Genomic DNA, 25,469 nt, shown 5'->3' on the forward strand with positions numbered 1-25,469 from the left:
AATAAAACATGTGTACTTATTTTTATTTTAATCTTTTAAATTTATATATTCATATATTGATTCAACAAAATTAGCAAAATATAAATCTATTGATAATATTATTAAAGCGTTGAATGAGAGCTTTATTCTTTCTGAGGATGAGCAAGAGGAAGATATGTATCAGGCTAATATTGATTCGGATTTTAGTAAAGTAAAGATTGCAGAAGAAGAGAAACCGGAAAATCGAAAAAAAACTAAAATGGAATCTGGTAGGGAAGTATGGCCTCGTGATCCGAAAAAAGCTAAACAAGCTATTAAACAGGCAGAATTTAAATGTGAAATAGATGACACACATGAAACATTTGTATCGGAAGCCAGCCGAAAAAATTATATGGAGGCCCATCATCTAATACCGTTAAGAATGCAACATGATTTTGAAAATAGTTTAGATGTTGTTGGAAATATAGTTAGTATATGTCCGAACTGTCATAGGTTGATTCATTATGGAAGAGACAAAGATAAGAAAAAAGTTTTAGAACTTCTCTTTGAACAAAGAAAAGATTCTTTGAAGAAGTTCGGTATTGAGGTATCTCTCAAAGAGCTATTTGGATACTATGGAATTCTAAAATAAGAATATTCATAGCTATAGTGAAGGTAGAATGTTTCATACTTAAACATAGCTATTATTGTGATGGAAATTTAAATTTCGTCTTTTGAAAGTATCAATAATTTGTATTATTTTTATAGGGTTATATATTTTTCTTTTGCTCTGCTGTATAGCAGAGCTCTTTTTTTTGTCGTACAAAAGCCACCTATATATGTGAAGTGCCCCCCAATTGTTAGGCTGTGTCTAACAATTGGGGGGCACTTCAGTCCTGTCGGGCGGCTTCTTTTAATTTATATTCACCAATTCATCAAACTTAAACTTAGTATTCAAACCAAAGGCATCTGTACAATATATAGTTTTCATCATCGGTTCAATATGTAATACATTTATGTACATGTCTTGCACCATTCCATCACGATAGTATGAGATATGTATTTCTTCTTCCTCGTGAAAAGATTGCATTAACGCTCTTTCTATTCGTTCCATAGTATCTTGTGTTAAAAAAGGTTTAGGTACTTTATATTGTTCCTCAAACATTCTATGTATTTCCTCGTATTGCTCCGGTATTGAAGCAAACGGATTCCATTTCACCATACCTCTTCCACGTACTACAGGAAAGCTGTTATATCCCATGATGTAATACCTCACTTTTGTTTTTTTAACTCCACTACAAACAAACATGTGTTCTTTTTTAAGGTTTGAAAAGGGACCATTTTGTTAACATGAATATTCAAAAATAATTTTTTCAAGTTAGAATATTCAAAAACTTATTTATGCAAACAAGCATGTCATGATAACATTTAACAAAAGGGGGTAGAAGTAGATGAGTGTTGACATTATTTCTAAAGAAGAAATCACAAAATTATTAAACGAATGGTATCAAGCTATGATTTCACAACGTGTATTACAGTCTCAGAAAATAAAAGAAGATATTGCAAATAAAATCAATAATATTAAGGAAGACCAAACAATATTAGTCTACTACGCTTTATTGAATGCACGGTATAAACTGCTAATTCGGGATATGGATAGTACAAAAGATATTCTGGACAAAATCGAGCCTTTACCAGAGTCTACAGAAACATTTTTAGAGTACTATCATCATTTGTTTAAAGCAATTTACGCTATTAATAAAGCAAACCATAGTGAAGCAAGAATGCAATTTGAAAAAGCTGAAACGTTTTTAGAGTACATGCATGATGAAATTGAAAAAGCTGAATTTAATTATTGGCTTGCAGTCCATTACTATCACGTATTAAAACCGATCCTAGCAGTTCAATTTGCTACAAAGGCGAATGAAGTATTTTCAATTAGTCCAGGGTATGAATTAAAAACTGCAGCATGCTTAAATACTTTAGGAATGGCACACATTCGACTAAATGAATTCGAAAGTGCAGAGGAATATTTACTTTCAGCACTAGGTACCTTCCAAAAATCTAATGATGAACTTCTTATTAAACGAGTTAAGCATAATTTAGGACTTTTATACGCAAGTCAAAACATGCCAGAGTTAGCAATTAAACACTTAGAGGATTCATTAGAAAATAACGCTAAAACTATGTTTCTTTTAGCAAGAGAACATTTTAAGTTAGGTTATAGTCATATCGCTAATGAATATATTGAGAATGGCTATAAGATTAGCGACTTATGTTATCGTCATCATTTCCGAATTTTAAAAGCAGTACATAACTATGTACCGCAAGAAGAATTAGAAAATGTGGTTATAGAAGGTATTTCGTATTTTGAAAAAGAAGAATTATATGATTGGGTAAAAGAATATGCTTCTCTTTTAGGTGAAAGATTCTATGGTTCAGAAAATCACAGAAAAGCAAGCAAGTATTTGCACATCGCTTTAGATGCAGACAAAAAGAGCATAGAAAGAAGGGCGCTAAAATGAAAAAAGCAATCTTATTAATGATGATGTTATCCGCTGTTTTTACTTTTGGTCTTACTAATGTAAAAGACATACCACAAAACGAAGCAATTGAAGTGTTTATGGATCATGGAGAACATATTTAAAACCTAAGGAAGAGGGCGCTTATAGTGTCCTCTTTTTAATATCTATTATTTATATGATGAGGTTGCAGGTACGTCTTTTGGTTATTGTTTGATAAACGTAAGATGTTTCTAAAAATGTGTATACAAAAGTGTAATTTTGTACTGTATATGTTCACGTACTATATAAAAAAGTATGAAAATCTATAAAAATAATTATTTCAATAAAATTTGTTTTAGATATTAAAAAGTGCCAAAACCCTTGTGGTATAAGGGGTTTGGCACTTTTGTGTTTTTTATATTTTATCAAATAAACAACCCTAAAACTGCTCATTCTTCTCCCAAGATTCAACGATATAATGTGCAATCGTCGGATTGAAGCCTTTACCAACTAAAAACATAATCGCAGCAACTTCTGTTAATGCGTGTTCATGTGATGTATGTTTTGCTTCATTTAAACCGTAATCTACCCATGGTTTTACGAAATCTAGTACGGGTTTCTTGAACGGTAAAAACTGTGTACCGACAACTTGTTGAATTTGTTGTTGTGTTGGTTCAGTAATTGGTCCAGGTGGTAAGATTTGTGGTTGTGTAATGTCTAGTGTTGGTCCAGGTGGTAAGATTTGTGGTTGAGTTGGATCTATTGTTGGTGGTTTAGGTGGTGAGACACGTGCGTCGTAGTTTGGTTGATACATTTGTTGTTGGTATTGCGGTTGTTGTGGTTGAGTTGTGTATGGGTTTTGTGGTGCTGCATATGGATTTTGTTGATATTGTTGTTCTTGGTTTTGTGGTGCTACATATGGATTTTGTTGATATTGTTGTTCTTGGTTTTGTGGTGCTACATATGGATTTTGTTGATATTGTTGTTCTTGATTTTGTGGTGCTGCATATGGATTTTGAGGATATTCATAATTTGGACGTGTTTCATATGGATTTTGTTGAAATTCAGTTTCTTGATTTTGCGTTGTTGCATATGGGTTTTCGTCATATTGTGGTTCTTGCTGTTGTAACTCTTGTTCTTCGTATTGTTCTGTGTATCTCTGTTCTTGTTGTTGAGGATACAATGGTTGCCTTGGATAAGGCGGTTGATTATTATAGAACATGTTTATTCCTCCTTCATGATGATGCCTACCACCTAGTGTATGGGCGGACAAGAAAATATGTGATGAAAAAATGCGGGCGTGTTACAATAAGTAACTGGGTGAAGATAAAATGACAAAACAAGAAAAAATCCAAAAAACAATTACTTTTGTAAAACATATTTTAGAAAAAGATGCGAGTGGGCATGATTGGTATCATATTGAGCGTGTACATAAACTGTCGATTTCTTTATCTGAGCAAGAAGGTGGAAATCGTTTTATAATTGAAATGGCAGCATTACTTCACGATGTGGCAGATGAAAAGCTAAATGAAAGTGAAGCAGCAGGAATGAAAAAAGTTTCTGATTGGTTAGAAGAGCTACGTGTTGAAGAAGAGGAAAGTAAACATATTCTTCATATCATCGCCAATATGTCTTATAAAGGTGGCCATGGCGGCACAGTAGAGTCACTTGAAGGGAAAATTGTTCAAGATGCGGATCGTTTAGATGCTCTTGGTGCAATTGGAATTGCTCGTACATTTGCATATGGCGGGGCAAAAGGCAGATTAATGTATGACCCAACTATTCCGCCGCGTGAAGAAATGACGAAAGAAGAGTATAGAAAAAATAATGATCCATCTTTAAATCATTTTTATGAAAAACTTTTGAAATTAAAAGATTTAATGAATACGAATGCAGCAAAACAAGAGGCTGAAATTCGTCATCGTTATATGGAACAGTTTATTGAACAATTTATGAAAGAGTGGAATGCACAAATATGAAAATGTTAACTGTGGAGAACTTATCAAAATCATATGGAGAAAAGCCGTTATTTGATGGATTATCATGTAGTATTACAGAAGGACAACGTGTCGGAATTATTGGTGTAAACGGTACTGGTAAATCGACATTATTAAAAATTATTGCAGGATTAGAAACTCCTGATACAGGTGATATGACGCATTCACGTGGGTATACAATTAGTTATTTATCACAGCAACCAGAGTTTGATGAAAAACTAACAGTATTAGAGCAAGTGTTCCATGGTGATACACCTTTAATTCGTCTTCTTCGTGATTATGAAAAAGCGCTATTAAATATTGAAAAAGATCCAAGTAATGAAAAAGTACAGGAACAATTATTTGCAGTGCAGCAACGTATGGATGCAATGAGTGCATGGGAAGCAAATGCAAATGCGAAATCTCTTTTAACGAAATTAGGAATTACGGACTTCACTGCAATTGTTGGGAATTTATCTGGTGGACAGAAAAAACGTATCGCAATGGCACAATGTTTTATTGAAACGCCTGATTTATTAATTTTAGACGAGCCTACGAACCATCTTGACCATGAGACAGTTGAATGGTTAGAAGAATATTTAGCAAGATATACAGGTGCGGTATTACTTGTAACCCATGATCGTTATTTCTTAGATCGTGTGACGAACCGTATTTTTGAATTAGATAATGGTAAACTATATAGCTACGAAGGAAACTATAGTACATTTTTAGAAGCGAAAGCACTTCGTGAAGAGCAAGAATTGGCACAAGAATCGAAACGCCAAAATTTATATCGTCGTGAACTTGCTTGGATTCGTCGTGGTGCAAAAGCCCGTTCTACGAAACAAAAGGCGCGTATTCAGCGTTTTGATGAGCTAAAGGAACAAGAAGGACCAGCTGCAAAACAGTCAGTTGATATTGCACTAAGTGGAAGTCGTCTAGGAAAGAAAGTACTTGAATTAAAAGATGTAACGAAAAAATTTGGCGATAAGATGGTATTACATAATTTTAATCATATTGTGAAACCGGGTGATCGTATCGGAATTATTGGGGCGAATGGAAGCGGGAAATCTTCCCTATTAAATATGCTTGCAGGTAAGTTATCTCCTGATAGTGGTGAAGTTGAAGTAGGACAAACTGTAAAAGTTGCTTATTATACGCAAGAAAATGAAGAGATGAATTTAAATCAGCGTATGATTGAATACATTAAAGAGATTGCAGAGGTTATTCATACAACAGATGGAAAAGTAATTGGTGCATCTCAAATGTTAGAACGTTTCTTATTCCCGACTCATTCACATGGTACACCGCTTGGTAAACTATCTGGTGGTGAAAGAAGACGTTTATATTTATTACGTATTTTAATGGGAGAACCAAACGTACTTTTACTTGATGAACCTACGAACGATCTAGATACACAAACATTAACAGTACTAGAAGATTATTTAGAAGATTTCCCAGGTGTCGTTTTAACTGTATCGCATGACCGTTACTTCTTAGATAAAGTAGTAGATGAACTGTTCATCTTTACTGGCGGAGGCGGAGTGCGTGAGTTCCTAGGTAGTTATACAGATTATTTAGAAATGGAAAAAACGAGAGAACTTATGGAGAAAGCGGAAGTTCAAAAAGAGAAAAAAGTTGTAGAAGAAGCTCCAAAACAACAACGTAAACGTAAACTTTCATACAATGAGCAGCGTGAATGGGAAACGATTGAAGATACAATTGCCGAACTTGAAGAGAAAATTGAGTCAATTGGAGAAGAACTTGCGAAAGTTGGATCTGACTTCACAAAGGCACAAGAATTATCTGAAGCACAGCAGAAAACAGAAGAAGAGCTAGAAAAAAAGATGGAAAGATGGAGTGAACTATCAGACATCATTGAAGGATTAAAATAAAAACAAGCTGCATATATTGAAAAGTAAAGAGAAAAACTTTACACTATTGGTAGAACCTATTTTAGGAGGGAAAAAATGAGAACATCTAATCCAATGTTGAAAAAAGAGGCATTCCGTAAAGAGGGAGCAAGCGCTTCTGCGATGACGATTGGCGGAACAGTAGGCAAAACGTTCATTATGCTTATCTTGCTACTTGCAACGTCTGTCTATTCATACATACAGATGATGCAGGGGACGATGAAGATGCCAGTATTAATTGGTGCTTTAATCGTTGCGGCAATCATCGCATTTGCGTCTATGTTCTTCCCACGTATTTCACCTTTTGGTGCACCAATCTATGCAGCGGTAGAAGGGGTTGTGTTAGGAAGTATTTCAGCAGTTTATACAATGAAATTTGGCGATTCTATCGTTTTAAATGCTGTATTACTAACAATCTCAATTCTATTTGCAATGTTAGTGTTATATGCAACACGCGTAGTAAAAGTAACGGATAAATTCCGTACAGGCGTTATGGCAGCAACACTTGGAATTATGGTTATGTATTTAGTCGTATTCCTACTAAATATGTTTGGTGTAACTGTTCCATACATTCACCAAGGTGGTACAATCGGTATTATTATTAGTGCAGTTGTTATCGTAGTTGCTGCATTAAACTTATTACTAGATTTCGATTTAATCGAAAATGGTGTACGTGGTCAAGCTCCGAAATATATGGAGTGGTATACTGCGATGGGACTAATGCTTACATTAGTATGGTTATACTTAGAAATTCTTCGTTTCGTTTCTTACTTTACGAAAAATGACTAATAAAAAAATCCTGCATGAAAAATGCAGGATTTTTTTATTTTCAAAGATAAATTGAACGTATGGTATAATATGGATGTTATCAATTTGAATTGAAGGAGATGGAATATGATGAAAGAGAAGAAGGAGATTATGAAAAAACTATTTTCTAAAAGTTTTTTCATAGAACTAGATGAAGCTTTAACGTATCCATCATCAGAAGTTATTACTTCAGCGATTGAAGGATATGCAACTGAGTGCAATGAGAGACTAAAATTTGAGAGTAAAGTTAAACCGATTACGTTTTACTTAGAAAATGTAATGTACCGTGCTGAAATAAAGATGGCTCGCGGAGGATATTACATATCTTGTACTGAAGTGTAATAAATTTTGAAACCATACATGTTTGAACTATGTATGGTTTCTTTTTTTGTTTTGTAGGGTCTAAAATAATACTTTTTACTTACGGATATATCATTTTGTGCTTTTTACCATTCAAACATTTCTCATTACAATGAAGAAAAATATGTGAGGTGGTATAACTTATGATGAATCGAGTTGTATTAATCGGTAGATTGACAAAGGAGCCAGAATTATACTACACAAAACAAGGCGTCGCTTATGCAAGAATATGTATTGCGGTGAATAGAGGATTTCGAAATAGTTTAGGTGAACAACAAGTCGATTTTATTAATTGTGTCGTTTGGCGAAAATCGGCTGAGAATGTAACTGAATATTGTAAGAAGGGGTCACTTGTTGGGATTACAGGGCGTATTCAGACGAGTAATTACGATGATGAACAAGGCAAGAGAATATATAGAACTGAAGTTGTGATTGAGAGTATTACCTTTTTGGAGAGAAGGCGGGAGGGGGCATCGTAATAAAAGGTGATTTTAAGTAATAGCTTCGGAAAAAATTGTGGAAAGTATTTTAATAAACTTAAAGAAGGAATATCTCCAACTTTTTTGAAAAAACAAGTAAAGAGTATACAAAATTTTATAACGTTTTTTGGCTAATCCAGTAACAAACGAGAACCGTAAAACCCATCACAGGATAGAAATGTATAAAAAGATGAATCGAGTGATAGAAAATAAAAAAAGGGATTCCTTCTGAGAGTAAGGAATCCTCCTTTTTGTTGCTACCGATAATAGGACGTTATGTTAACCAACTATGAATATGATATACGGAGAAGGTTACCTCTGATTAGTATGGAATACAACCTTAAAGAAATCATTTACTCGGAGGACTATATATGGACAAAGAATATGAAGAAGCATTTGTCAAAAAATTTTTTTCTAAGAGATTACGTGACAGGGTTCTATTTGAATTATTTTCTCCTAAAAAAAGAAGAGATGCCTTATGGCGTTTAAATCATAACTACAGCGTTGCCTTGAATGAGAAATACATCGTAAGCATCACACAACGTATAGCTAACATCGACGAACTCCTACAACTATTAAAAAATCATGGTGCCGAGGATAACTGTTATGTTATGTCCTTAAACGAAGATATAGACGGTAAACACTTACCTTTACACATTGCGGTAGAAAAAATAGCTTTTTATGGTTTATCTTCTATCATTTCATGTGTCCCAGACAAACTTGCATATTTTCAAGCTGAGCAAAATTACGGTTCCCGTGAAAGATATCTTTTAAAAAGAAATTGAAAATACTTGGAACATTTTTTATAAATCAACTTCCGCTAACGAAAATTATGTAAATAAGCTGTCCATATGGACAGCTTATTATATTTTTTGCTTAGCGTGTTTTTTTTTATACTGGCGGTACCTCAAGAAATGGATAAAAAATAAAAATCATTGGAAACGAAAGCTTTTAAAATCCCATTCCTAATTTAAAATGTAAAAAGAATGAAATAGTATGGTAGCGGGAAGAAAGTAGTAAAATTAAGCACCTGAGTAGGAGTATAGAGTAATAACATGTTACAATACAGCTAAGAACAAGCAATAAAGGAGAGTTTTTTACGTGAAGATTAAAGCAATTGAACCGACGCCAAGTCCAAATACAATGAAAGTTATTTTGAATGAAGTATTACCATCAGGAGCGCGTAATAATTATACAAATGAAAATAAAGAACAAGCACCAATGCAAGTGCAAGAAATTTTGAAAATTGAAGGTATTAAAGGTGTGTATCATGTAGCTGACTTTTTAGCAGTCGAGCGAAATGCAAAGTATGACTGGAAAGTTTTATTACAACAAGTTCGTGCTGTTTTTGGCGAAGAAGTAGTGGAAGAAAGTGAAGAACAACAACTTGCTCATTTTGGAGAAGTGAAAGTGTTTGTTCAAATGTTCTTTACAATTCCAATGCAAGTAAAGTTAACAGATGGAACATCGGAAGAACGTGTTGGCTTACCAGATCGTTTCAAAGAATCAATTATGAAAGTACAAATGTCTGCACCAAACGTTGTAAAAGAGCGTAAATGGGTAGAACAAAGTACACGTTACGGTAATTTTGAAGAAATTGGGAAAGAAGTAGTGGAAGAGATTGTTGCTGCATATTCAGAAGAACGTGTAAATGAAACGGTTAAAGAATTATTAAATCAAGCAGGGGCTGTTGAAGTAACGATTCAAAAGCGTGAGCCATATAAAGTAACAGAAGAGATGATGAAAGATTCTGACTGGAAAAACCGTTTTGCAGCATTAGAACAAATGGATCCTACTGAAGAAGATATGCCAGTGTTGAAGATGGCGTTAGATGATGAAAAAGTTTCAATACGCCGTTTAGCAACAGCGTATTTAGGTATGGTAAAAGGTGATGGAGTATTGCCATTATTATATAAAGCGTTATTAGATCGTTCAGTAAGTGTTCGCCGTACAGCAGGCGATTGCTTATCAGACGTAGGTGATCCAGCAGCGATGTTCGTTATGATTAAATCTCTGAAAGATTCAAGTAAATTAGTACGCTGGCGTGCAGCGATGTTCTTATTTGAGCTTGGAGATGAAAGTGCGATTCCAGCATTAAAAGCAGCGCAAGATGATCCAGAGTTTGAAGTAGCGATGCAAGCGCGTCTAGCATTAGAGCGTATTGAAGGCGGAGAAGAAGCAAAAGGTTCTGTATGGAAACAAATGACGGAGTCTCGTAAAGGGGAATAATGTATGATTGTTTTCTATGATAGTTGGTGTCCGATGTGTACGGCGGTTGCAGAACGTACGAAAAAATTAGATAAAAAAGGTAAGATGAAATTTGTTTCATTTCGAGATGAAGATGTAGTTGAGAAGTATGAGCTTTCTCAAGAACTACAAAGTAAGATGGAACAAAGACTGTATATTTTTAAAAATAATAAGTGGTATGACGGCATTCAGAGCATAGATGTACTAGCAAAGGCCGTTCCATCTTATTGGTTTGCCGTTCCTTTTATAAAGTTATCAATCGTACTTGGTTTTGGAAGTAAAGTATACGATTATATCGCTAACAATAGAAAACTTGTTCCAGTGGGACATTGCCGCGGTGGGGTTTGTGAAATCCCTACAAAAAAATGAAATCATCGTTATCTTTCTTTTGCACCTATTAATAGAGCGTGATATGATGAATTTGGAATGAAAGTTGAAGGAGAGATTACAAGATGTCAAATGCTTATGAAGAATACATGCGCCAAATGGTAATCCCAATGCGCCAAGAGTTAGTGCGTTCTGGGTTTGAAGAGTTAACTACAGAAGAAGCTGTAACAGAATTTATGGAAAATACATCAGGTACAACTTTAGTAGTTGTAAACTCTGTTTGTGGTTGTGCAGCTGGTTTAGCACGTCCATCAGCAGGTCAAGCGGTTGTTCGTGCTGAAAAACAACCGGATCATCTTGTAACTGTATTCGCAGGTCAAGATAAAGATGCTACTGCAAAAATGCGTGAATACTTCGGAGAAATTCCTCCATCTTCACCATCTATGGCATTATTAAATGGAAAAGAAGTTGTTCACTTCATTCACCGTCATGAAATTGAAGGTGCAACTATGGACGAAATTATTACGAACTTAGAGCAAGCTTTCGAAAAGAATTGCTAAAGAAGGGGGAGAGTAAATCTCCCTCTTTTCTTTATATAGAGGTGAAACAATGATAGTAACAACAGCAGGAAGAACGAATAAAGAAATGACAGATTATGCAAAGCAGGTAGCCGCAGAATTAAATCGTTCATTCGTTAAACGTAATGAAATACCAGTACATAAATTACATGAGCAGTATGAACAAGATGTACTTGTCGTAGGAAAGAACCGATTAGCTATTTATCCGAAAGGTACGGAAGAATCATTTTTCTTTCATCCGAACTCAGCGATGTTTCGTGTGAAAAGGTTAATGCGTGGAGAACACGATCCGTTTGTACAAGCTGCTAAATTAGAGAGCGGAATGACAGTGTTAGATTGTACGCTCGGTATGGCATCAGATAGTATTGTAGCTAGTTATGTTGTTGGTGAAATTGGAACAGTAACAGGACTTGAAGGTAATGAATATATGGCTTATATCATGAGAAATGGTTTGAAAACATGGTCTTCATCTGTTTCTGAAATCGATGAAGCAATGCAAAGAATCCAAGTAAAGCAAACGGAGCATTTTTCATTTTTAGCGCAATGTGAAGATAATAGTTACGATGTCGTTTACCTTGATCCGATGTTTGAAGAAACTGTCATAGAATCTGACGGAATTAAAGGATTAAAACACTTCGCTTTGTATCATGATATTACTGATGAAACAATTGCGGAGGCGAAGCGAGTGGCGAGAAAACGTGTCGTATTAAAAGATCATTTCCGTAGTTCTAGATTTGAAAAACACAATTTTCACGTATACAAAAGAAAAAGTGCTAAGTTTCACTTTGGTGTAATTGACCCTTGCTAATTGTTTGAAAAGATGTATAATAAGCAATAATTAATTAAATATACTGTCTGTGATGAAGAGAGTAGTCTTTTTTAGAAGGAAAGCGAGCTAGGGATGGTGTGAGCCTAGTACGAAAGAAAAAGATGAAGCGCACTTCGGAGATGCTTCTTGAACGAATAGTAGAGAAAGCCGAGGCCCCCTGTCCTCGTTATAAACGGGAAAGTGGTTCGTAACGAACAACAAGGGTGGTACCACGGGTTAAAACTCGTCTCTTTTCTAGAGACGAGTTTTTTGTGTTTTAAAAAATAAGGAGGTTAAATCATGGATTATAAAATGCAGTTTGCGGAAAGTTTATCTAATATTTTCACGAATGAATTAACGCAAAAACAAATTTTAGATTTAATTGAAACACCGAAACAAGATGAATTTGGAGATGCAGCGTTCCCATGCTTTTCATTAGCGAAGCAATATAAAAAAGCACCAGCTATTATCGCAAAGGAAGTTGCTGAGAAATTAAATGATCCGTTTTTTACGAAAGTAGAAGCCGTTGGTCCTTATGTAAATGTATTTTTCAATCGTGAAACTGTAAGTGATGCAGTATTAAAAACGGTTTTAGCGGAGAAAGAAGAGTTCGGTCAAAACCACTTTGGCTGTGAAAAAACAGTAGTAATTGATTATTCCTCTCCTAATATCGCGAAACCTTTTTCGATGGGGCATTTACGTTCTACAATGATAGGAAATTCGCTGAAACATATTGCTGAAAAATGTGGCTATGAAGTTGTAGGGATTAATTATATAGGAGATTGGGGAACACAGTTTGGAAAGTTAATTACGGCTTATAAAAAATGGGGAAATGAAGCAGTAGTTAAAGAAGATCCAATACGTGAGCTATTTAAGTTATATGTTCAATTCCATGAAGAGGTAAAAGACGACGAAGAACTAGAAGAAGAAGGACGTGCTTGGTTTAAGAAATTAGAAGAAGGTGATGAAGAAGCGGTAGAGCTTTGGAATTGGTTCCGTCATGAGTCCCTTAAAGAATTTTCTCGCATTTATGAACTTCTCGGCGTAGAATTTACTAATTTTCAGGGAGAAGCATTTTATAATAATTTAATGGAAGATTTTATTGGGATTTTAGAAGAGCATGAGTTGCTTGAAGAATCAGAAGGCGCATTAGTCGTTAATTTAGAAGAAGAAGGAATGCCGCCTTGCTTAATTAGAAAATCAGATGGTGCGACGATTTATGCAACGCGTGACTTAACGGCAGCTTTATATCGTCAAAACACTTATGGGTTTGATAAAGCGCTATATGTTGTTGGTCCAGAACAAAGCTTACACTTCAATCAGTTTTTTACTGTATTAAAAAAGCTCGGCTACACTTGGGTTGATGGCATGGAACATGTACCGTTTGGGTTCATTTTAAAAGACGGTAAGAAAATGTCCACACGTAAAGGAAGAGTTATTTTACTCGAAGAAGTACTTGAGGAAGCAATCGAACTTGCAAAACAAAATATTGAAGAGAAAAACCCAAACTTAAAACAGAAAGAAGAAGTAGCAAAGCAAGTCGGTGTTGGTGCAGTCATCTTCCACGATTTAAAAAATGAGCGTATGCACAATATCGAATTCTCATTAGAAAATATGCTGAAATTTGAAGGAGAAACAGGACCTTACGTACAGTACACACATGCACGTGCGTGCTCTATTTTAAGAAAAGAAAGTGTAGAATTTGAAACATGTACGTTTGCTTTAAAAGATGATCATAGCTGGAGTGTCGTAAAATTACTTAATAAATTCCCTCAAGTAATTGAAGCAGCTTTCAATAAAAATGAGCCATCTATTATTTCGAAATATGTATTAGATGTAGCACAATCATTCAATAAATATTACGGTAATGTTCGTATATTAGAAGAGAGCGAAGAAAAAGACAGCAGACTCGCATTGGTTTATGCTGTGACGGTTGTATTAGAAGAAGGATTACGTTTACTTGGGGTGGAGGCACCTGAGGAGATGTAACATAGTAGTAAACTGACAAACTGGGTCTAGTATAAACCTGGTTTGTTTTTTTATTGGATATATAATTTTTTTGCAAAATCAATTAAAATCTTATTAGAGAGGGTGATTCATATTGATTCGAACTTTTATTTTACAAATTCCTTGTCATAGAAGGTTAGATAGGAGTTTTCTTAAACTACAAAAGTACATACCTTTATGTGCGCGTTGTACAGGCATGCTTATTGGTATTTTAATGTTTCCAATTTATTTTTATATGACACCTTCACTTCTTTTGGCAATCATACTATCATTTTTCGCTCAAATTCCTTTACTTATCGATGGGTTCACCCAAAAGTGGAAATGGAGAAGTAGCTCAAATTTGCTAAGAATAACTACTGGTGTATTAAGCGGTAATGGTATGGGATTATTCATTTCATCTAGTGTTATATGGATATTATCTTAAGATATATAGTAATGGAGGTATTTACATAGATGTTCTGGATTTACTTAATTCTAATTTTTATTTCAGGTGGAAGTGGAATTGGTTTTATGATTCAAAATAAGTATACAGAAGCAATAATAGCTTTTGTTATTTGTATACTATTGTTTGGGCTACTGTATTATTATCTTAAGAGAAACAAAAGAAAGAGAAAAGTAGATTGTGACGATTTAGACTGTACGGATTGTTTTGATTGTGATTGTACTTGTTAAATTTTTCTTCCAAATAAAAAGCTAGTGAATTATTAAAAATACACTAGCTTTTTTGCTTTGAAATTTTAAGAAAAGTGTAGGAATACGGCTATTATATAGAGAACTTTAGTTTTGTATATAAAAGGAGGCGTTAGATGTTGGAAACGTATGATTGGAACAATAAACTAACATATTTAAAAAACACGAGAGATTTATATTATAATGACGATTATGTAAGCTTTTTAGTAGATACAGTTTGGAAGATTACTAAGCCTGTACATATCGTTGATTACGGTTGTGGATATGGTTATTTAGGGTTAGTATTAATGCCATTACTCCCAGAAGGTTCAAAGTATACAGGTATTGATAGTGGAGAAACATTATTAGCTGAAGCGAGGGAGTTGTTTCGTTTACTTCCGTATGATTCAGAATTTCTTGAAGGAGATGCTATAGAAATTGAATTGAACGATACATACGATATAGCAATTTGTCATGCCTTCTTATTACATATGAGTTCACCAAAAACGATGCTACAAAAAATGATTCATTCAGTTAAAAGTGGCGGGAAAATAATCTGTTTTGAACCACATTGGATATCAAATATGTCTTCATACACTTTGGATGGAGAGAACCAATCGGAAATTATCCAGCTAGGCATTTTGCAGAATTTATTTGAAAGTGACACGCAGAGAAGTGGAAAAGATGGAAATATTGGTATGAAAATACCGATGTATTTAAGTGAATTAGGTGTTAAAAATATTGAGTGTAGAGTAAGTGATAAAGTGAACTTTTTAGATTCTAATATGCACCATAATGATAAACAAAGTTTGTATCATTCATTAAAAGAAGAGGGGATTGCAGGGAATCCAGGTGATAAGCAGCAATTTATAGAACGTTTAATATCCAAAGGATTAACATATGATAATGCGCTAGCTCAATATGAAGCTGAACTACGATTTTTTAAAATATTTCATGCGCATTCTTCTTTAGTGTACGCTCCGAATATGAAAATTACATTTGGTGACATAGTATGTTAAAGGGTAGGATATATAAGGGTTGTCGTTTAATGTCGATAAATCGATATTCGACATATAATCGCTGATATATGTTAAGAATTGGTCGATATAATTTTATGTACTAATTTCAGCTTCTACAAGATTAAAACCGCATGTTACGTTATTCCATATAATCAAACAAAATACAGAGAAAAGCAATCGTTTTTACTATATTTTGTTATAAATTTGAATAATATTAATTAATACCATCCATTATAAGAGATTTTAGTTGAATACATACTATATGGTGTGTAAAATCTAAGCAAGTAGCAGTTTAAATATAAATTCGAGGTGAATGCATGCTAGATTTTAAGCAGTTAGAAGCGTGTTTGAAAGATAAGAGATTTGTAGACGGATTACAGGAAATAAATAATGAAATTGCATATATAAAAGAAACGAATACTTTATCCTATGTGAAGAATTGGCTTGCCAATATTCCTTCACATAAGGAGTTTGATATATTAATTCGCCTTACTGATGAAGGGCTTATGCACCAATACAGTTCATTTCTCATTCGCTACGCTTATAAAAAATTCCCAAATATGAGAACGCTCTCTTTATATTGTGATGAGTTAATTGATGAGCGAAAAATTCTTGAAGCAGAGCAGTTGTTAAAATCTTCTTTAGAAGAGTTAGGTAAAGAAGAAATAGATGCAGATTTTTTAGCGAAAACATATTTTACGTTAGTACGATGTCTTTTAGAAATGAAACGAAACGAAGAAGCGCTAATGTATATGCAAAAAGCAGAGGAGTACAGTACACGTGCAGTCTTTGATAAATGGGGCTACGTTTATATGCATACAGGTGAATGGGAGAAAGCGGAAGAACAATTTATTGTTGGCATACAGCATGAAGATTGTGAAGAGTTATCTACCTATTTATTATCACAATTGTATGCGAATAAAGGGGAACAAAAACGTGCAATACAGTTAATTGATGATGCGATTGTAAAGTTTCCACAAGTACCATATTTTCATTTTGAGAAGGTAAAGTATTTATTAGATTTAGAGCAATATGAAGAAATGTTAGCGGTAATAGATAACATAAATACTCAGCTGCCATATCATGCTTATAACACTTACTTTGTACATTTACGTGCAGAAGCGTTGTACAAAATGAATAAGTTTGCAGATTTACAAAAGCTATTAAAAGAAGAAAAGAGTTTAAAAGAATCTTTATATCATAATTTAGAAAAAAATCCGGATGGAAAAAAGCTCACTTGCCGATAGTTCCTATTGTACAAAAGGATAATTATTGCGTTCCGACAAGTTTAGAGATGATGTTGCGTATATGGGGAGAGAAACGTACACAAGATGAAATAGCAGAGTTTATTTTTGATATGACAGGATCGAAGTTTTCAGATACTGTTTCTTATTTAGAAGAATTAGGTTATGAGTATCGTTATTTTAAAGGGAATGAAGAGAATTATAAGAGACTGATTGACGAAGGAATTCCTGTTTTATTAAGTATAGATATTGAGCATGCTTCACACGTACAAGTTCTATCTGGATATGATGATACATTGCAAGCTTTCTATGTTCAAGATCCAAACTTTATAGAACCAGTGCTTGTGGAATATAGTAAATTACAAGAAAAATATCGTTATACAGGCTGTTTAGCAATCACGTTTGTTCCGAAAGAAAAGAAGGCGCAACTAGCGTTTCTAAGTGAGGAAGAAAATCGTTATTTTAAATCTATTTTTTCTCTTACGGATCATTTAGATGAACATGACAAAGAGGGAATTAGTAACTTAGTACAATTTTTAAAAGAAACGAGCGATAATCCAAATACGTGGTTATATACGATAAAGCACTTAGATGTTGAAGTAGATAAAGAATTTATTTTATATTGTATCGATAAGTTAATGGAAAAGTTTCCGAACTCGGACTTTGTTAAATTGCATGGTGCACAGTGTTTTATTCGTCTTCAGGAAGTAGAGAAAGCCGAGCAAATGCTGACAAGCGTTGAGAAGAAAAATAATCGTGCATTATATCATTTGATAAATGGAAGATATGCTTTTGAGCAGGAAAGTTATATAGAAGCGATTTCAAGCTTTCGTTCATCATTACAATTAGATGCAGATCAGCCGATTGCTTGGAGTTTTCTCGCTTTATCCTATATGTATATTGATCAATCTGAAAAAGCATTGCAATACTCTCAAGTTGCGTTAGAGCGTAGTCCTGAAAGATTCACTTTAACGAATCACGGTTTAATATTAATAGATTTAGAAAGATATGAAGAAGCATATGAAATCTTTAATGACTTGTTAAAAGAGTATAAATATGAAGCACATGTATGGTATGAACGAGCGAGATGTGCACATCAACTAGGAAAATTATATTTAGCAATAAAAGGGCTTAAAGTAGCGATTCATTTGGATAGTAATGCACCTTACATTTATACGAAACTTTCGGAAATATACGAATCTGATTTGAAGGATGAGGAAAGTACGAAAGAAATTTTATTAAACGGTATTGAGAATTGTGATGATAAAGCACCTCTTTACGTAAAATTAGGTGACTATCATTTTCAAAATGATAGCTTGGAAGAAGCAGAAGTATTGTATAAGCGTGCTTTAGAAGAAAATGATGATGTTTATTCTCACTTCGGACTTACACAAGTTTATATGGCAAGAGAACAATACAAGGAAGCAAAAGAATATATTCTTGGTCTTGAGAAGCAAATTGAAAAGAGCCAAGATTTCCTCATGAATGCAGGAATGGTTTTATGGGATGCTGAACTTGAACTTGGTGGAAATGAAGAAGGATTTAAAGTAGCGCTATCTAAGTTAGAAAATGGTATAAAGAAAAGTGATTATAATGTAGCAAGTGCGTTAGATGAATATGTGAATCGGATTAAAGGAACGGAATTTGTACAACGAGGTATAGCGTTTTTAAGAACGTTACACAAAGAAAGAAATGAAGTAAGTGAATACGGTTGTTATGCAGGTATTTTATATGAATCTATTGGACAGTACGGCCAAGCGATGAAAAGATATAATAAGGCGATAGAACAAAAGGAAACGGCATTACCGTATTACCGAATTGGTGAAACACTTATGGCATTAGGGCAATTGACGGAAGCAAAACAAGCGTATGAAACATGTTTAGAGTTTGATGGGAATTTCGTTGGTGTACATTTACAGCTTGCGGAAATATACGAAAAAGAAGAAAACCGTTCTAAAGAACAAAGTCATATGGTTCAGGCGATGAAAGAAGAGCCGTTGCATATTAATATGGAATATTTGGCACAGCTTTCAGTAGATATGAATCTTCAGGAAGAATTGTTGACTGAACTAGAACGATTAGCGGACGAAGTACCTGAAATATGGCGTTTAGATGCGATTGCATATGTGCATGGTGCGATGAATGAAATAGATAAAGAACAAGCACAGATTGAATACGCGCTACAATTAGATGGTGAGCATATAGAAGTTCTATATCATTATGCAAAAGTATTAGTGAAAAAAAGAAATGTAAAAGCAATTGAAGTTGCAATGAAAGTAATACAAAAAGATTTTGATAATGAACGTATATTTGATGTTTATGTAAAAGCGGTAGAGCAACATAAAAAATTGTCTAACATACGAGATTTTCTTCATACATTAAAGGTGAAAAAAGCAGAAAGAAGTACAGCATTCATGTATGCTGCAGCTGCGGTTACGGAAATATGGATTGAACGCCAGCTGCATGAACAGCCGAAACGATCTATCATTACGAGAGCTTTTTATCGTATGAAAAATCGTGCGAAAGAAATTTCAATGGTTACTATGATAATTGATTTATATGAAATCTCTTTAAAGTTAAATCCGAAAAATAGTATGGCAGCACAGCGATTTGCGCTATTTTATGAGAATGTAGAGATGAATATAGAAGCAATAGAGATTCTGCACACGTCACTAGAAAATAAATGGGATTATGAAGTAGCGAAGCAACTTGTAAATCTTTTCGTTGAGTGCGAGGAAGAAGATATGTTAAGAGATGCTTTGGAATTAACGAAGCAAATGGTTCGAGAACTACCAGATGATTATGATACTCTTCTTCTGCAAGCACAAGTATTATTTAAAGCAGGGGAAGAAAGAAAAGCAGAAAAGATTATCTTACAATTAACAGAGCAAACACCGTTTGTAAGTAGAGCATTTCTTGCTTTAGGAGAAATGTATCAAAGTCAAGAAAAGTTTGAAGAGGCAATTCAAGTATTAGAAAATGCTTCTATACATCATCCAAATGAAACAGCAATGATTCTTTCTTTAGCATCTTCTTATCATGGTGCCGGCCAAACACTAAAGGCAGAGAAAATAGCAAATGAAGCATTAAAAATTGATGCGAGTAATTTGTTAGCGAGATACGATCGTGCTTGTTATTTAGCACAGTTGAATAGAAATGAAGATGCGAAGGAAGAGCTTGAAATTGTCCTTCGTGAGGATGAATCGGGATTCTTTGCTGAACTTATTGAGGATGATGAAAATTTAGCAGCGTTGCGAGAATTTGAAAAGTAACTGTATAAGAGTAGGGGATAAGAATATATTTTGAATTAGTTGACAATTAGTTGCCAAATGGCATAAAATAACTTTTAACAAAGTATACAAATCTGAAGACGAGAAAGAGTAAAATAGTGAACTGTTCTCCAGAGAACCGGTATATTGCTGAAAGCCGGTGGGCAGACGTTATTTGAAAATCATCTCCGAGGAGCCGAGGCTGAAAGTGAGTAAGCCCGGACGGATGTCTACCGTTACAAAGAACACGTATGATAGTACGTTGCTAAGCGCTATTAGTGAAAAGCTAATAGAATTAGGGTGGTAACGCGGGTAAACCCGTCCCTACTTCATAGGGGCGGTTTTTTTGTGTGCTTTTAAAACATTCAAAGGAGTGATTGTAGATGAAGAAAGTAGATGTAAAAGAGTCAGCTGTAGGGAGAGAAACACGCATTCGTAAGCAGTGGAACGAACAAAGCATTTTTGAACAATCAATTCAGAATCGAGAAGGCGCGCAATCGTTTGTGTTTTATGAAGGACCACCAACGGCGAACGGTTTACCACACGTCGGCCATGCACTTGGTCGGGCAATTAAAGATTTAGTAGCAAGATATAAAACGATGGCTGGTTATAAAGTAGTAAGAAAAGCAGGATGGGATACACACGGTTTACCTGTAGAACTAGGTGTTGAGAAGCAACTCGGTATTTCTGGTAAACATGAAATCGAAGAGTACGGAATTGAGCCGTTTATTAAGAAGTGTAAAGAGAGTGTTTTCACATATGAAAAGCAGTGGCGTGAATTCACTGAAAGTATTGGTTATTGGGTAGATATGGATGATCCATATGTAACTTTAAAGAATCCATATATCGAAAGTGTATGGCATATTTTGGGGACAATCCATGAAAAAGGATTGTTATATAAAGGACATAGAGTTTCACCATACTGCCCAAGCTGCCAAACCTCATTGAGCTCACACGAGGTTGCACAAGGGTATAAAACAGTAAAAGATTTAAGTGCAACTGTGAAGTTTAAAGTGAAAGATAGTGAAAATGAGTATTTCTTAGGCTGGACAACAACGCCTTGGACACTTCCAGCAAACGTTGCGCTTGCTGTACATCCAAATATGGAATATGTTAAAGCAAAACAAGAAGGTCATGTATACATTGTTGCGAAAGAACGTGTACAAGAAGTATTAAAAGAGAACTATGAAGTATTATCTGTTCATAAAGGCGAAGAATTATTAAACACATCTTATACAGCGCCATTTCCAATGAAAGAAGTTACAAATGGTTACCGCGTTATCGCAGCAGATTTTGTAACGGCAGATAGTGGTACAGGACTTGTTCATATTGCTCCAGCATATGGAGAGGACGACTATAGAGTCGTTCAAAGTGAAGGATTGTCATTCTTGCACGTTGTAGATGAAAAAGGTGAGTATACAGAAGCAGTACCATTTTTGAAAGGAAAATTTGTAAAAGATTGTGACGTGGATATCGTTCGTTATTTAGCGAAGGAAGGTTTACTATATCATAAAGAAAAATATGAACATAGCTATCCGCATTGCTGGCGCTGTGATTCACCACTACTTTATTATGCAGGAGAAAGTTGGTTAATCCGAACAACTGCAATTAAAGATACATTTTTACAAAATAATGATTCTGTTATTTGGTATCCGGATCATATGAAACATGGACGTTTTGGTAAGTTTTTAGAAAATATGGTGGACTGGAATATTAGCCGAAATAGATATTGGGGAACGCCATTGAATGTATGGGAATGTGAAAGTTGTGATAATCAGTTCGCACCGAAAAGCATTGCCGAATTAAGAAAGCATAGTACGAAAGAAACTCCGGAAGATTTGGAATTGCATAAGCCTTATGTAGATGAAGTGCAAGTCTGCTGCGGGAAATGCGGAAGCACAATGGATCGTACACCAGAAGTAATTGATGTTTGGTTTGATAGTGGTTCCATGCCATTTGCACAATATCATTACCCATTTGAAAATAAAGAGTTATTTGAAGAACAGTTTCCAGCAGATGTAATTGCAGAAGGAATTGATCAAACACGCGGCTGGTTTTATAGTTTATTAGCAGTATCAGCACTGTATACAGGAAAAGTACCGTATAAACGAGTGTTATCACTAGGGCATGTTTTAGATGAAGAGGGACAGAAAATGTCTAAAAGTAAAGGGAATGCACTAGATCCAGTTGATTTAGTAGATAAGTTTGGTGCAGATGCGCTAAGATGGGCTTTACTTGTTGATAGTGCTCCGTGGAATGCGAAGCGTTTTTCTGAAAGAACTGTACTGGAAGCGAAATCTAAATTTGTAGATACATTAGTCAATGTGTATAGCTTCTACGTTTTATATGCAAATTTAGATGAGTATAACCCGAAAGAAACGTATGATGTAAAGCGTACGAAATTAGACGAATGGGTATTATCAAGATTGCATAGTACAACGAAAAAAGTGAGAACAGCACTTGATGATTATCAATTTACGAATGCAGCTCGTGAAATTGCAGCACTTGTAGATGAAGTGAGTAACTGGTATGTAAGACGCTCACGTAATCGTTTCTGGGAATCTGGTATGAACGCTGAGAAAGCAGCTGCGTATGAGACACTTCATGAAGTGCTTGTAACAATTAGTAAATTAATTGCACCATTTACACCGTTTGTCGCGGAAGATATTCATCTAAATTTAGAAGGAAGTAGCGTTCATTTAGCCGATTATCCAGTTGTAAATGAATCACTACTTCAGCCGAAATTAGAAGCAGAGATGGATGCTGTTTTACAAGTTGTTGAACTTGGAAGAAGTAACCGTAACCAGCATTCTTTAAAAGTAAAACAGCCGTTAGCGGAACTTGTATTACTTGAGCATAATGAGAATGATATGGATTGGGAATCTTATCGTGATATTGTTATGGATGAGTTAAATGTAAAAGCGTTCCATGTTGAACTCGATGAAACAAAATACACATCCTATCAATTAAAGCTGAATTTTAAAACAGCGGGGCCGAAGTTTGGTAAAAATGTGAATGAATTAAATGGCTGGCTAAAACAATTATCACAAGAAGAAGTACAACACTTTGTATCTACAGAAAGAGCAGTTTATGAAGCAACATCAGGAGAAGAAGTAGTTGTAACTACTGAAGATGTGTTAGTTGAGAAAGTTGCAAAATCAGGATTCTCTAATACGACTAACGGACAATATACAGTTATGTTAGATACGAATGTAACGGAAGAATTGTTACAAGAAGGAGTAGCGCGTGAATTCATTCGTGCGGTTCAAGAATATCGTAAGCTGTTGAATTTACCAGTTAATTTACGAGTCGATGTTATTCTCGATACAGAAGAAGAACTACAACGAACGTTAACGAACCATAAAGATTTATTGGAAGAAAACTTACTCGTTAAACAATTTACATTTGGTCACTTAACGAACGAAGACGATGAACTTTCTTTAGGTGAGACAAAACTTAGAATTAAATTAAGTGCGGCTAATTAAAGAAAAAAGGAAGTTGGAATGATTCCAACTTCCTTTTTTGTATGATTAGAATTTATTTGACTATACATTCGATAGAATCACTAACAATTGTCTTTTTTCATAGCGTACCGAAAACAATACTGTAGAAATATATTTCTACAGTATTGTTTTCAGGCTGTGGAGAAAGTCTTCTCCACAGCCTGTTTTTGTGTCTGAACCTCTTTTTATGTGTCAACACTGATAAAAAGAGGTAAAGGAGAGATTTTTTATGATGGGTGCTTTAAAAAATCATCGTGATGAACGTGTATCTGTTTCTGTAGAAGAGTTGGTTCCACAAGATCATTTCCTTCGTGCGATCGAAGCGACAATTAGTTTTGATTTTATTGAAGAGAAGTTACGCCCTTATTACTGTGAAAACAATGGACGTCCGTCAATCCATCCTATCGTTTTATTTAAAATGATGTTTATTGGATATTTTTACGGTATTCGTTCGGAGCGTCAATTGGAAAAAGAGATTAAAACGAATATCGCCTACCGTTGGTTTTTAGGGTTTTCTCTATCAGATACTATTCCAGATCATTCTACAATCAGTTGGAATCGTCGTACTCGCTTTATTCATACAAATATTTTCGAAGAAATTTTTGATGAGATCGTGAGGCAAGCGACAGAGCACCGGATGGTGGGAGGACGTGCGCTGATGACAGATTCTACGCACATTAAGGCCAATGCTAATAAAAATAAGTTTGTACATAAATATAAAAAAGAAAAGGCAAAGTTTTATATAGATGAACTAGAAGCTGCGGTAATTGAAGATCGTGAGGTACACGAAAAAAAGAATTAAAACCTAGAAAGGAAAGTGATACTCCCACTAAAAAAACTCGTATAAGTACTACGGATCCAGATAGTGGATTTTTAATGAGAGATGGAAAACCGAACGGTTTTCATTTCTTAGACCATCGTACGACTGATGCGAAGTACAATATTATTACAGATACTTATGTAACGGCTGGAAATATGGCAGATTCCGAGCCATATTTAGCACGTCTACAAGCTCAAATTGATAAATTCGGATTTAAAGTGGAAGCTGTAGCTCTTGATGCAGGCTATTTTACAGGGTATATCTGTAAGAAATTATCGGAGAGAAATATATTTATGGTGATGGGGTATCGTCGATTTGGAAAACGAAATAAAGAAGTACCAAAAAGCCAATTTAAATATGTAGAAGAAATGAATGCATTTGCTTGTCCGATGGGGTGTATTTTAGAGTATGCGACAACGGATCGTGAAGGATATCGTCACTATAAATCCAACCCAGAAGACTGCGCTGTTTGTCCGCTACGTGAGGTATGTTTTTCAAAGAAACAAAAACAAAAAGTTATCACTCATCATATATGGGAGAAATATAAGGATATCGCTAGAAAAAACAAACTAACAGTTACAGGGAAAAAGTTGTACAAAGTACGCTGTTCAACTATAGAGCGAAGCTTTGCGGACGCCAAAGAACTACATGGCTATCGATATGCTCGATTTCGGGGGCTGAAGTCTGTCCAAATGCAGGCTTATCTTACCGCAACTTGTCAAAACATGAAAAAAATAGCCCTCCATCTGACCAAAAAAGGTCTGGTGGAGGGCTATTTTTTTGAAACTCTATTATTTTATGTTGTTTTTATTCGCTAAAATCAAAATGATTCCAGAGTGTGGGGAACCCTAAAGGGTTTCCCAACACTCTGGAAAACAATACTGTAGAAATATATTTCTACAGTATTGTTTTCACTTTACACATAAATATTGAGAAAATTTCACTTACCCCAAATGGAAAGGTAATAGAATTGTCCATAGA

General features: G+C 34.8%; 21 protein-coding genes, 1 pseudogene and 2 other annotated features. Of the genes and pseudogenes, 20 read left to right on the forward strand and 2 right to left on the reverse strand.

Annotation, left to right across the window (positions count from 1 at the left end; translation table 11 throughout):
- The first annotated feature begins 154 nt into the window (after window positions 1–154).
- Window positions 155–610, forward strand: coding sequence for an HNH endonuclease (locus JFU02_RS30240; RefSeq protein ID WP_000283853.1), 456 nt, complete (start codon window positions 155–157; stop codon window positions 608–610).
- Window positions 611–871: 261 nt separating this feature from the next.
- On the opposite strand, the gene JFU02_RS30245 is transcribed toward JFU02_RS30240, so the two are convergent.
- Window positions 872–1,219, reverse strand: a complete 348-nt coding sequence (locus tag JFU02_RS30245) for a YolD-like family protein (protein ID WP_061666622.1) — start codon at window positions 1,217–1,219, stop codon at window positions 872–874.
- A gap of 190 nt (window positions 1,220–1,409) precedes the next feature.
- On the opposite strand from JFU02_RS30245, the gene JFU02_RS30250 reads away from it, so the two are divergent.
- Window positions 1,410–2,483: a response regulator aspartate phosphatase gene (locus JFU02_RS30250; protein ID WP_000109862.1), complete on the forward strand. Its 1,074-nt coding sequence runs from the start codon at window positions 1,410–1,412 to the stop codon at window positions 2,481–2,483.
- On the forward strand, window positions 2,480–2,605 hold the full coding sequence (locus JFU02_RS30255) for a hypothetical protein (RefSeq protein ID WP_000709202.1): 126 nt from the start codon (window positions 2,480–2,482) through the stop codon (window positions 2,603–2,605). The genes JFU02_RS30250 and JFU02_RS30255 overlap by 4 nt, the downstream gene beginning before the upstream one ends.
- Window positions 2,606–2,901: 296 nt before the next feature.
- On the opposite strand, the gene JFU02_RS30260 is transcribed toward JFU02_RS30255, so the two are convergent.
- The gene (locus JFU02_RS30260; protein ID WP_201072064.1) at window positions 2,902–3,684 is read right to left on the reverse strand and encodes a hypothetical protein; all 783 of its coding nucleotides are present in this window, start codon (window positions 3,682–3,684) and stop codon (window positions 2,902–2,904) included.
- Window positions 3,685–3,793: 109 nt separating this feature from the next.
- Here JFU02_RS30260 and JFU02_RS30265 point away from each other — a divergent pair, with 109 nt between their 5' ends.
- The 17 genes and pseudogenes from JFU02_RS30265 to JFU02_RS30345 all read left to right on the forward strand — a co-directional run bounded on the left by JFU02_RS30265 (window position 3,794) and on the right by JFU02_RS30345 (window position 25,306).
- Entirely contained in the window at window positions 3,794–4,441 is a 648-nt protein-coding gene (locus JFU02_RS30265) for an HD domain-containing protein (RefSeq protein ID WP_000165962.1), read from the forward strand.
- The gene (locus JFU02_RS30270; RefSeq protein WP_201072066.1) at window positions 4,438–6,333 is read left to right on the forward strand and encodes an ABC-F family ATP-binding cassette domain-containing protein; all 1,896 of its coding nucleotides are present in this window, start codon (window positions 4,438–4,440) and stop codon (window positions 6,331–6,333) included. The genes JFU02_RS30265 and JFU02_RS30270 overlap by 4 nt, the downstream gene beginning before the upstream one ends.
- Before the next feature lie 75 nt (window positions 6,334–6,408).
- Entirely contained in the window at window positions 6,409–7,140 is a 732-nt protein-coding gene (locus JFU02_RS30275; protein WP_001260648.1) for a Bax inhibitor-1/YccA family protein, read from the forward strand.
- Window positions 7,141–7,245: 105 nt separating this feature from the next.
- A complete protein-coding gene (locus tag JFU02_RS30280; RefSeq protein ID WP_097960459.1) occupies window positions 7,246–7,500 on the forward strand; it encodes a DUF4318 domain-containing protein in 255 nt (84 codons plus the stop codon).
- Between the two features lie 161 nt (window positions 7,501–7,661).
- Window positions 7,662–7,997, forward strand: coding sequence for a single-stranded DNA-binding protein (locus tag JFU02_RS30285; RefSeq protein WP_000982013.1), 336 nt, complete (start codon window positions 7,662–7,664; stop codon window positions 7,995–7,997).
- 371 nt (window positions 7,998–8,368) lie between these two features.
- Window positions 8,369–8,782 (forward strand): hypothetical protein, encoded by a 414-nt coding sequence (locus tag JFU02_RS32330; protein WP_061665964.1) that lies wholly within the window; start codon window positions 8,369–8,371, stop codon window positions 8,780–8,782.
- Window positions 8,783–9,098: 316 nt separating this feature from the next.
- Window positions 9,099–10,226: a conserved virulence factor C family protein gene (locus JFU02_RS30295; RefSeq protein WP_000692568.1), complete on the forward strand. Its 1,128-nt coding sequence runs from the start codon at window positions 9,099–9,101 to the stop codon at window positions 10,224–10,226.
- Window positions 10,227–10,229: 3 nt separating this feature from the next.
- Window positions 10,230–10,613 carry a thiol-disulfide oxidoreductase DCC family protein gene (locus JFU02_RS30300; RefSeq protein WP_000634874.1) on the forward strand — a complete coding sequence of 128 codons (384 nt, stop codon included), beginning with the start codon at window positions 10,230–10,232 and terminating at the stop codon, window positions 10,611–10,613.
- 83 nt (window positions 10,614–10,696) lie between these two features.
- The gene (locus JFU02_RS30305; protein WP_000063708.1) at window positions 10,697–11,131 is read left to right on the forward strand and encodes a BrxA/BrxB family bacilliredoxin; all 435 of its coding nucleotides are present in this window, start codon (window positions 10,697–10,699) and stop codon (window positions 11,129–11,131) included.
- A gap of 49 nt (window positions 11,132–11,180) precedes the next feature.
- Window positions 11,181–11,957, forward strand: a complete 777-nt coding sequence (locus JFU02_RS30310; RefSeq protein ID WP_201072068.1) for a class I SAM-dependent methyltransferase — start codon at window positions 11,181–11,183, stop codon at window positions 11,955–11,957.
- A gap of 40 nt (window positions 11,958–11,997) precedes the next feature.
- Window positions 11,998–12,212: a binding site (T-box leader), on the forward strand.
- 45 nt (window positions 12,213–12,257) lie between these two features.
- Entirely contained in the window at window positions 12,258–13,946 is a 1,689-nt protein-coding gene (argS, locus tag JFU02_RS30315) for an arginine--tRNA ligase (RefSeq protein WP_097888580.1), read from the forward strand.
- 112 nt (window positions 13,947–14,058) lie between these two features.
- A complete protein-coding gene (locus tag JFU02_RS30320; RefSeq protein ID WP_000621479.1) occupies window positions 14,059–14,388 on the forward strand; it encodes a DUF2085 domain-containing protein in 330 nt (109 codons plus the stop codon).
- Window positions 14,389–14,417: 29 nt separating this feature from the next.
- Window positions 14,418–14,636 carry a hypothetical protein gene (locus JFU02_RS30325; RefSeq protein WP_000498602.1) on the forward strand — a complete coding sequence of 73 codons (219 nt, stop codon included), beginning with the start codon at window positions 14,418–14,420 and terminating at the stop codon, window positions 14,634–14,636.
- Window positions 14,637–14,770: 134 nt separating this feature from the next.
- A complete protein-coding gene (locus JFU02_RS30330; protein WP_086406082.1) occupies window positions 14,771–15,652 on the forward strand; it encodes a class I SAM-dependent methyltransferase in 882 nt (293 codons plus the stop codon).
- Window positions 15,653–15,969: 317 nt separating this feature from the next.
- Window positions 15,970–20,168 (forward strand): annotated as a pseudogene (locus tag JFU02_RS30335) (tetratricopeptide repeat protein).
- Window positions 20,169–20,254: 86 nt separating this feature from the next.
- Window positions 20,255–20,494: a binding site (T-box leader), on the forward strand.
- A gap of 54 nt (window positions 20,495–20,548) precedes the next feature.
- Window positions 20,549–23,650 (forward strand): isoleucine--tRNA ligase, encoded by a 3,102-nt coding sequence (gene ileS / locus JFU02_RS30340; protein ID WP_000754893.1) that lies wholly within the window; start codon window positions 20,549–20,551, stop codon window positions 23,648–23,650.
- A gap of 247 nt (window positions 23,651–23,897) precedes the next feature.
- A protein-coding gene (locus tag JFU02_RS30345) for an IS1182-like element ISBth7 family transposase (RefSeq protein ID WP_097821175.1) occupies window positions 23,898–25,306 on the forward strand; the annotation gives its coding sequence in 2 pieces (ribosomal slippage) (window positions 23,898–24,456 and window positions 24,456–25,306; 1,410 coding nt in all).
- Window positions 25,307–25,469 lie beyond the last annotated feature (163 nt).

It is taken from the genome of Bacillus sp. TH13 (assembly GCF_016651175.1).
Lineage (GTDB): Bacteria > Bacillota > Bacilli > Bacillales > Bacillaceae_G > Bacillus_A > Bacillus_A thuringiensis_S.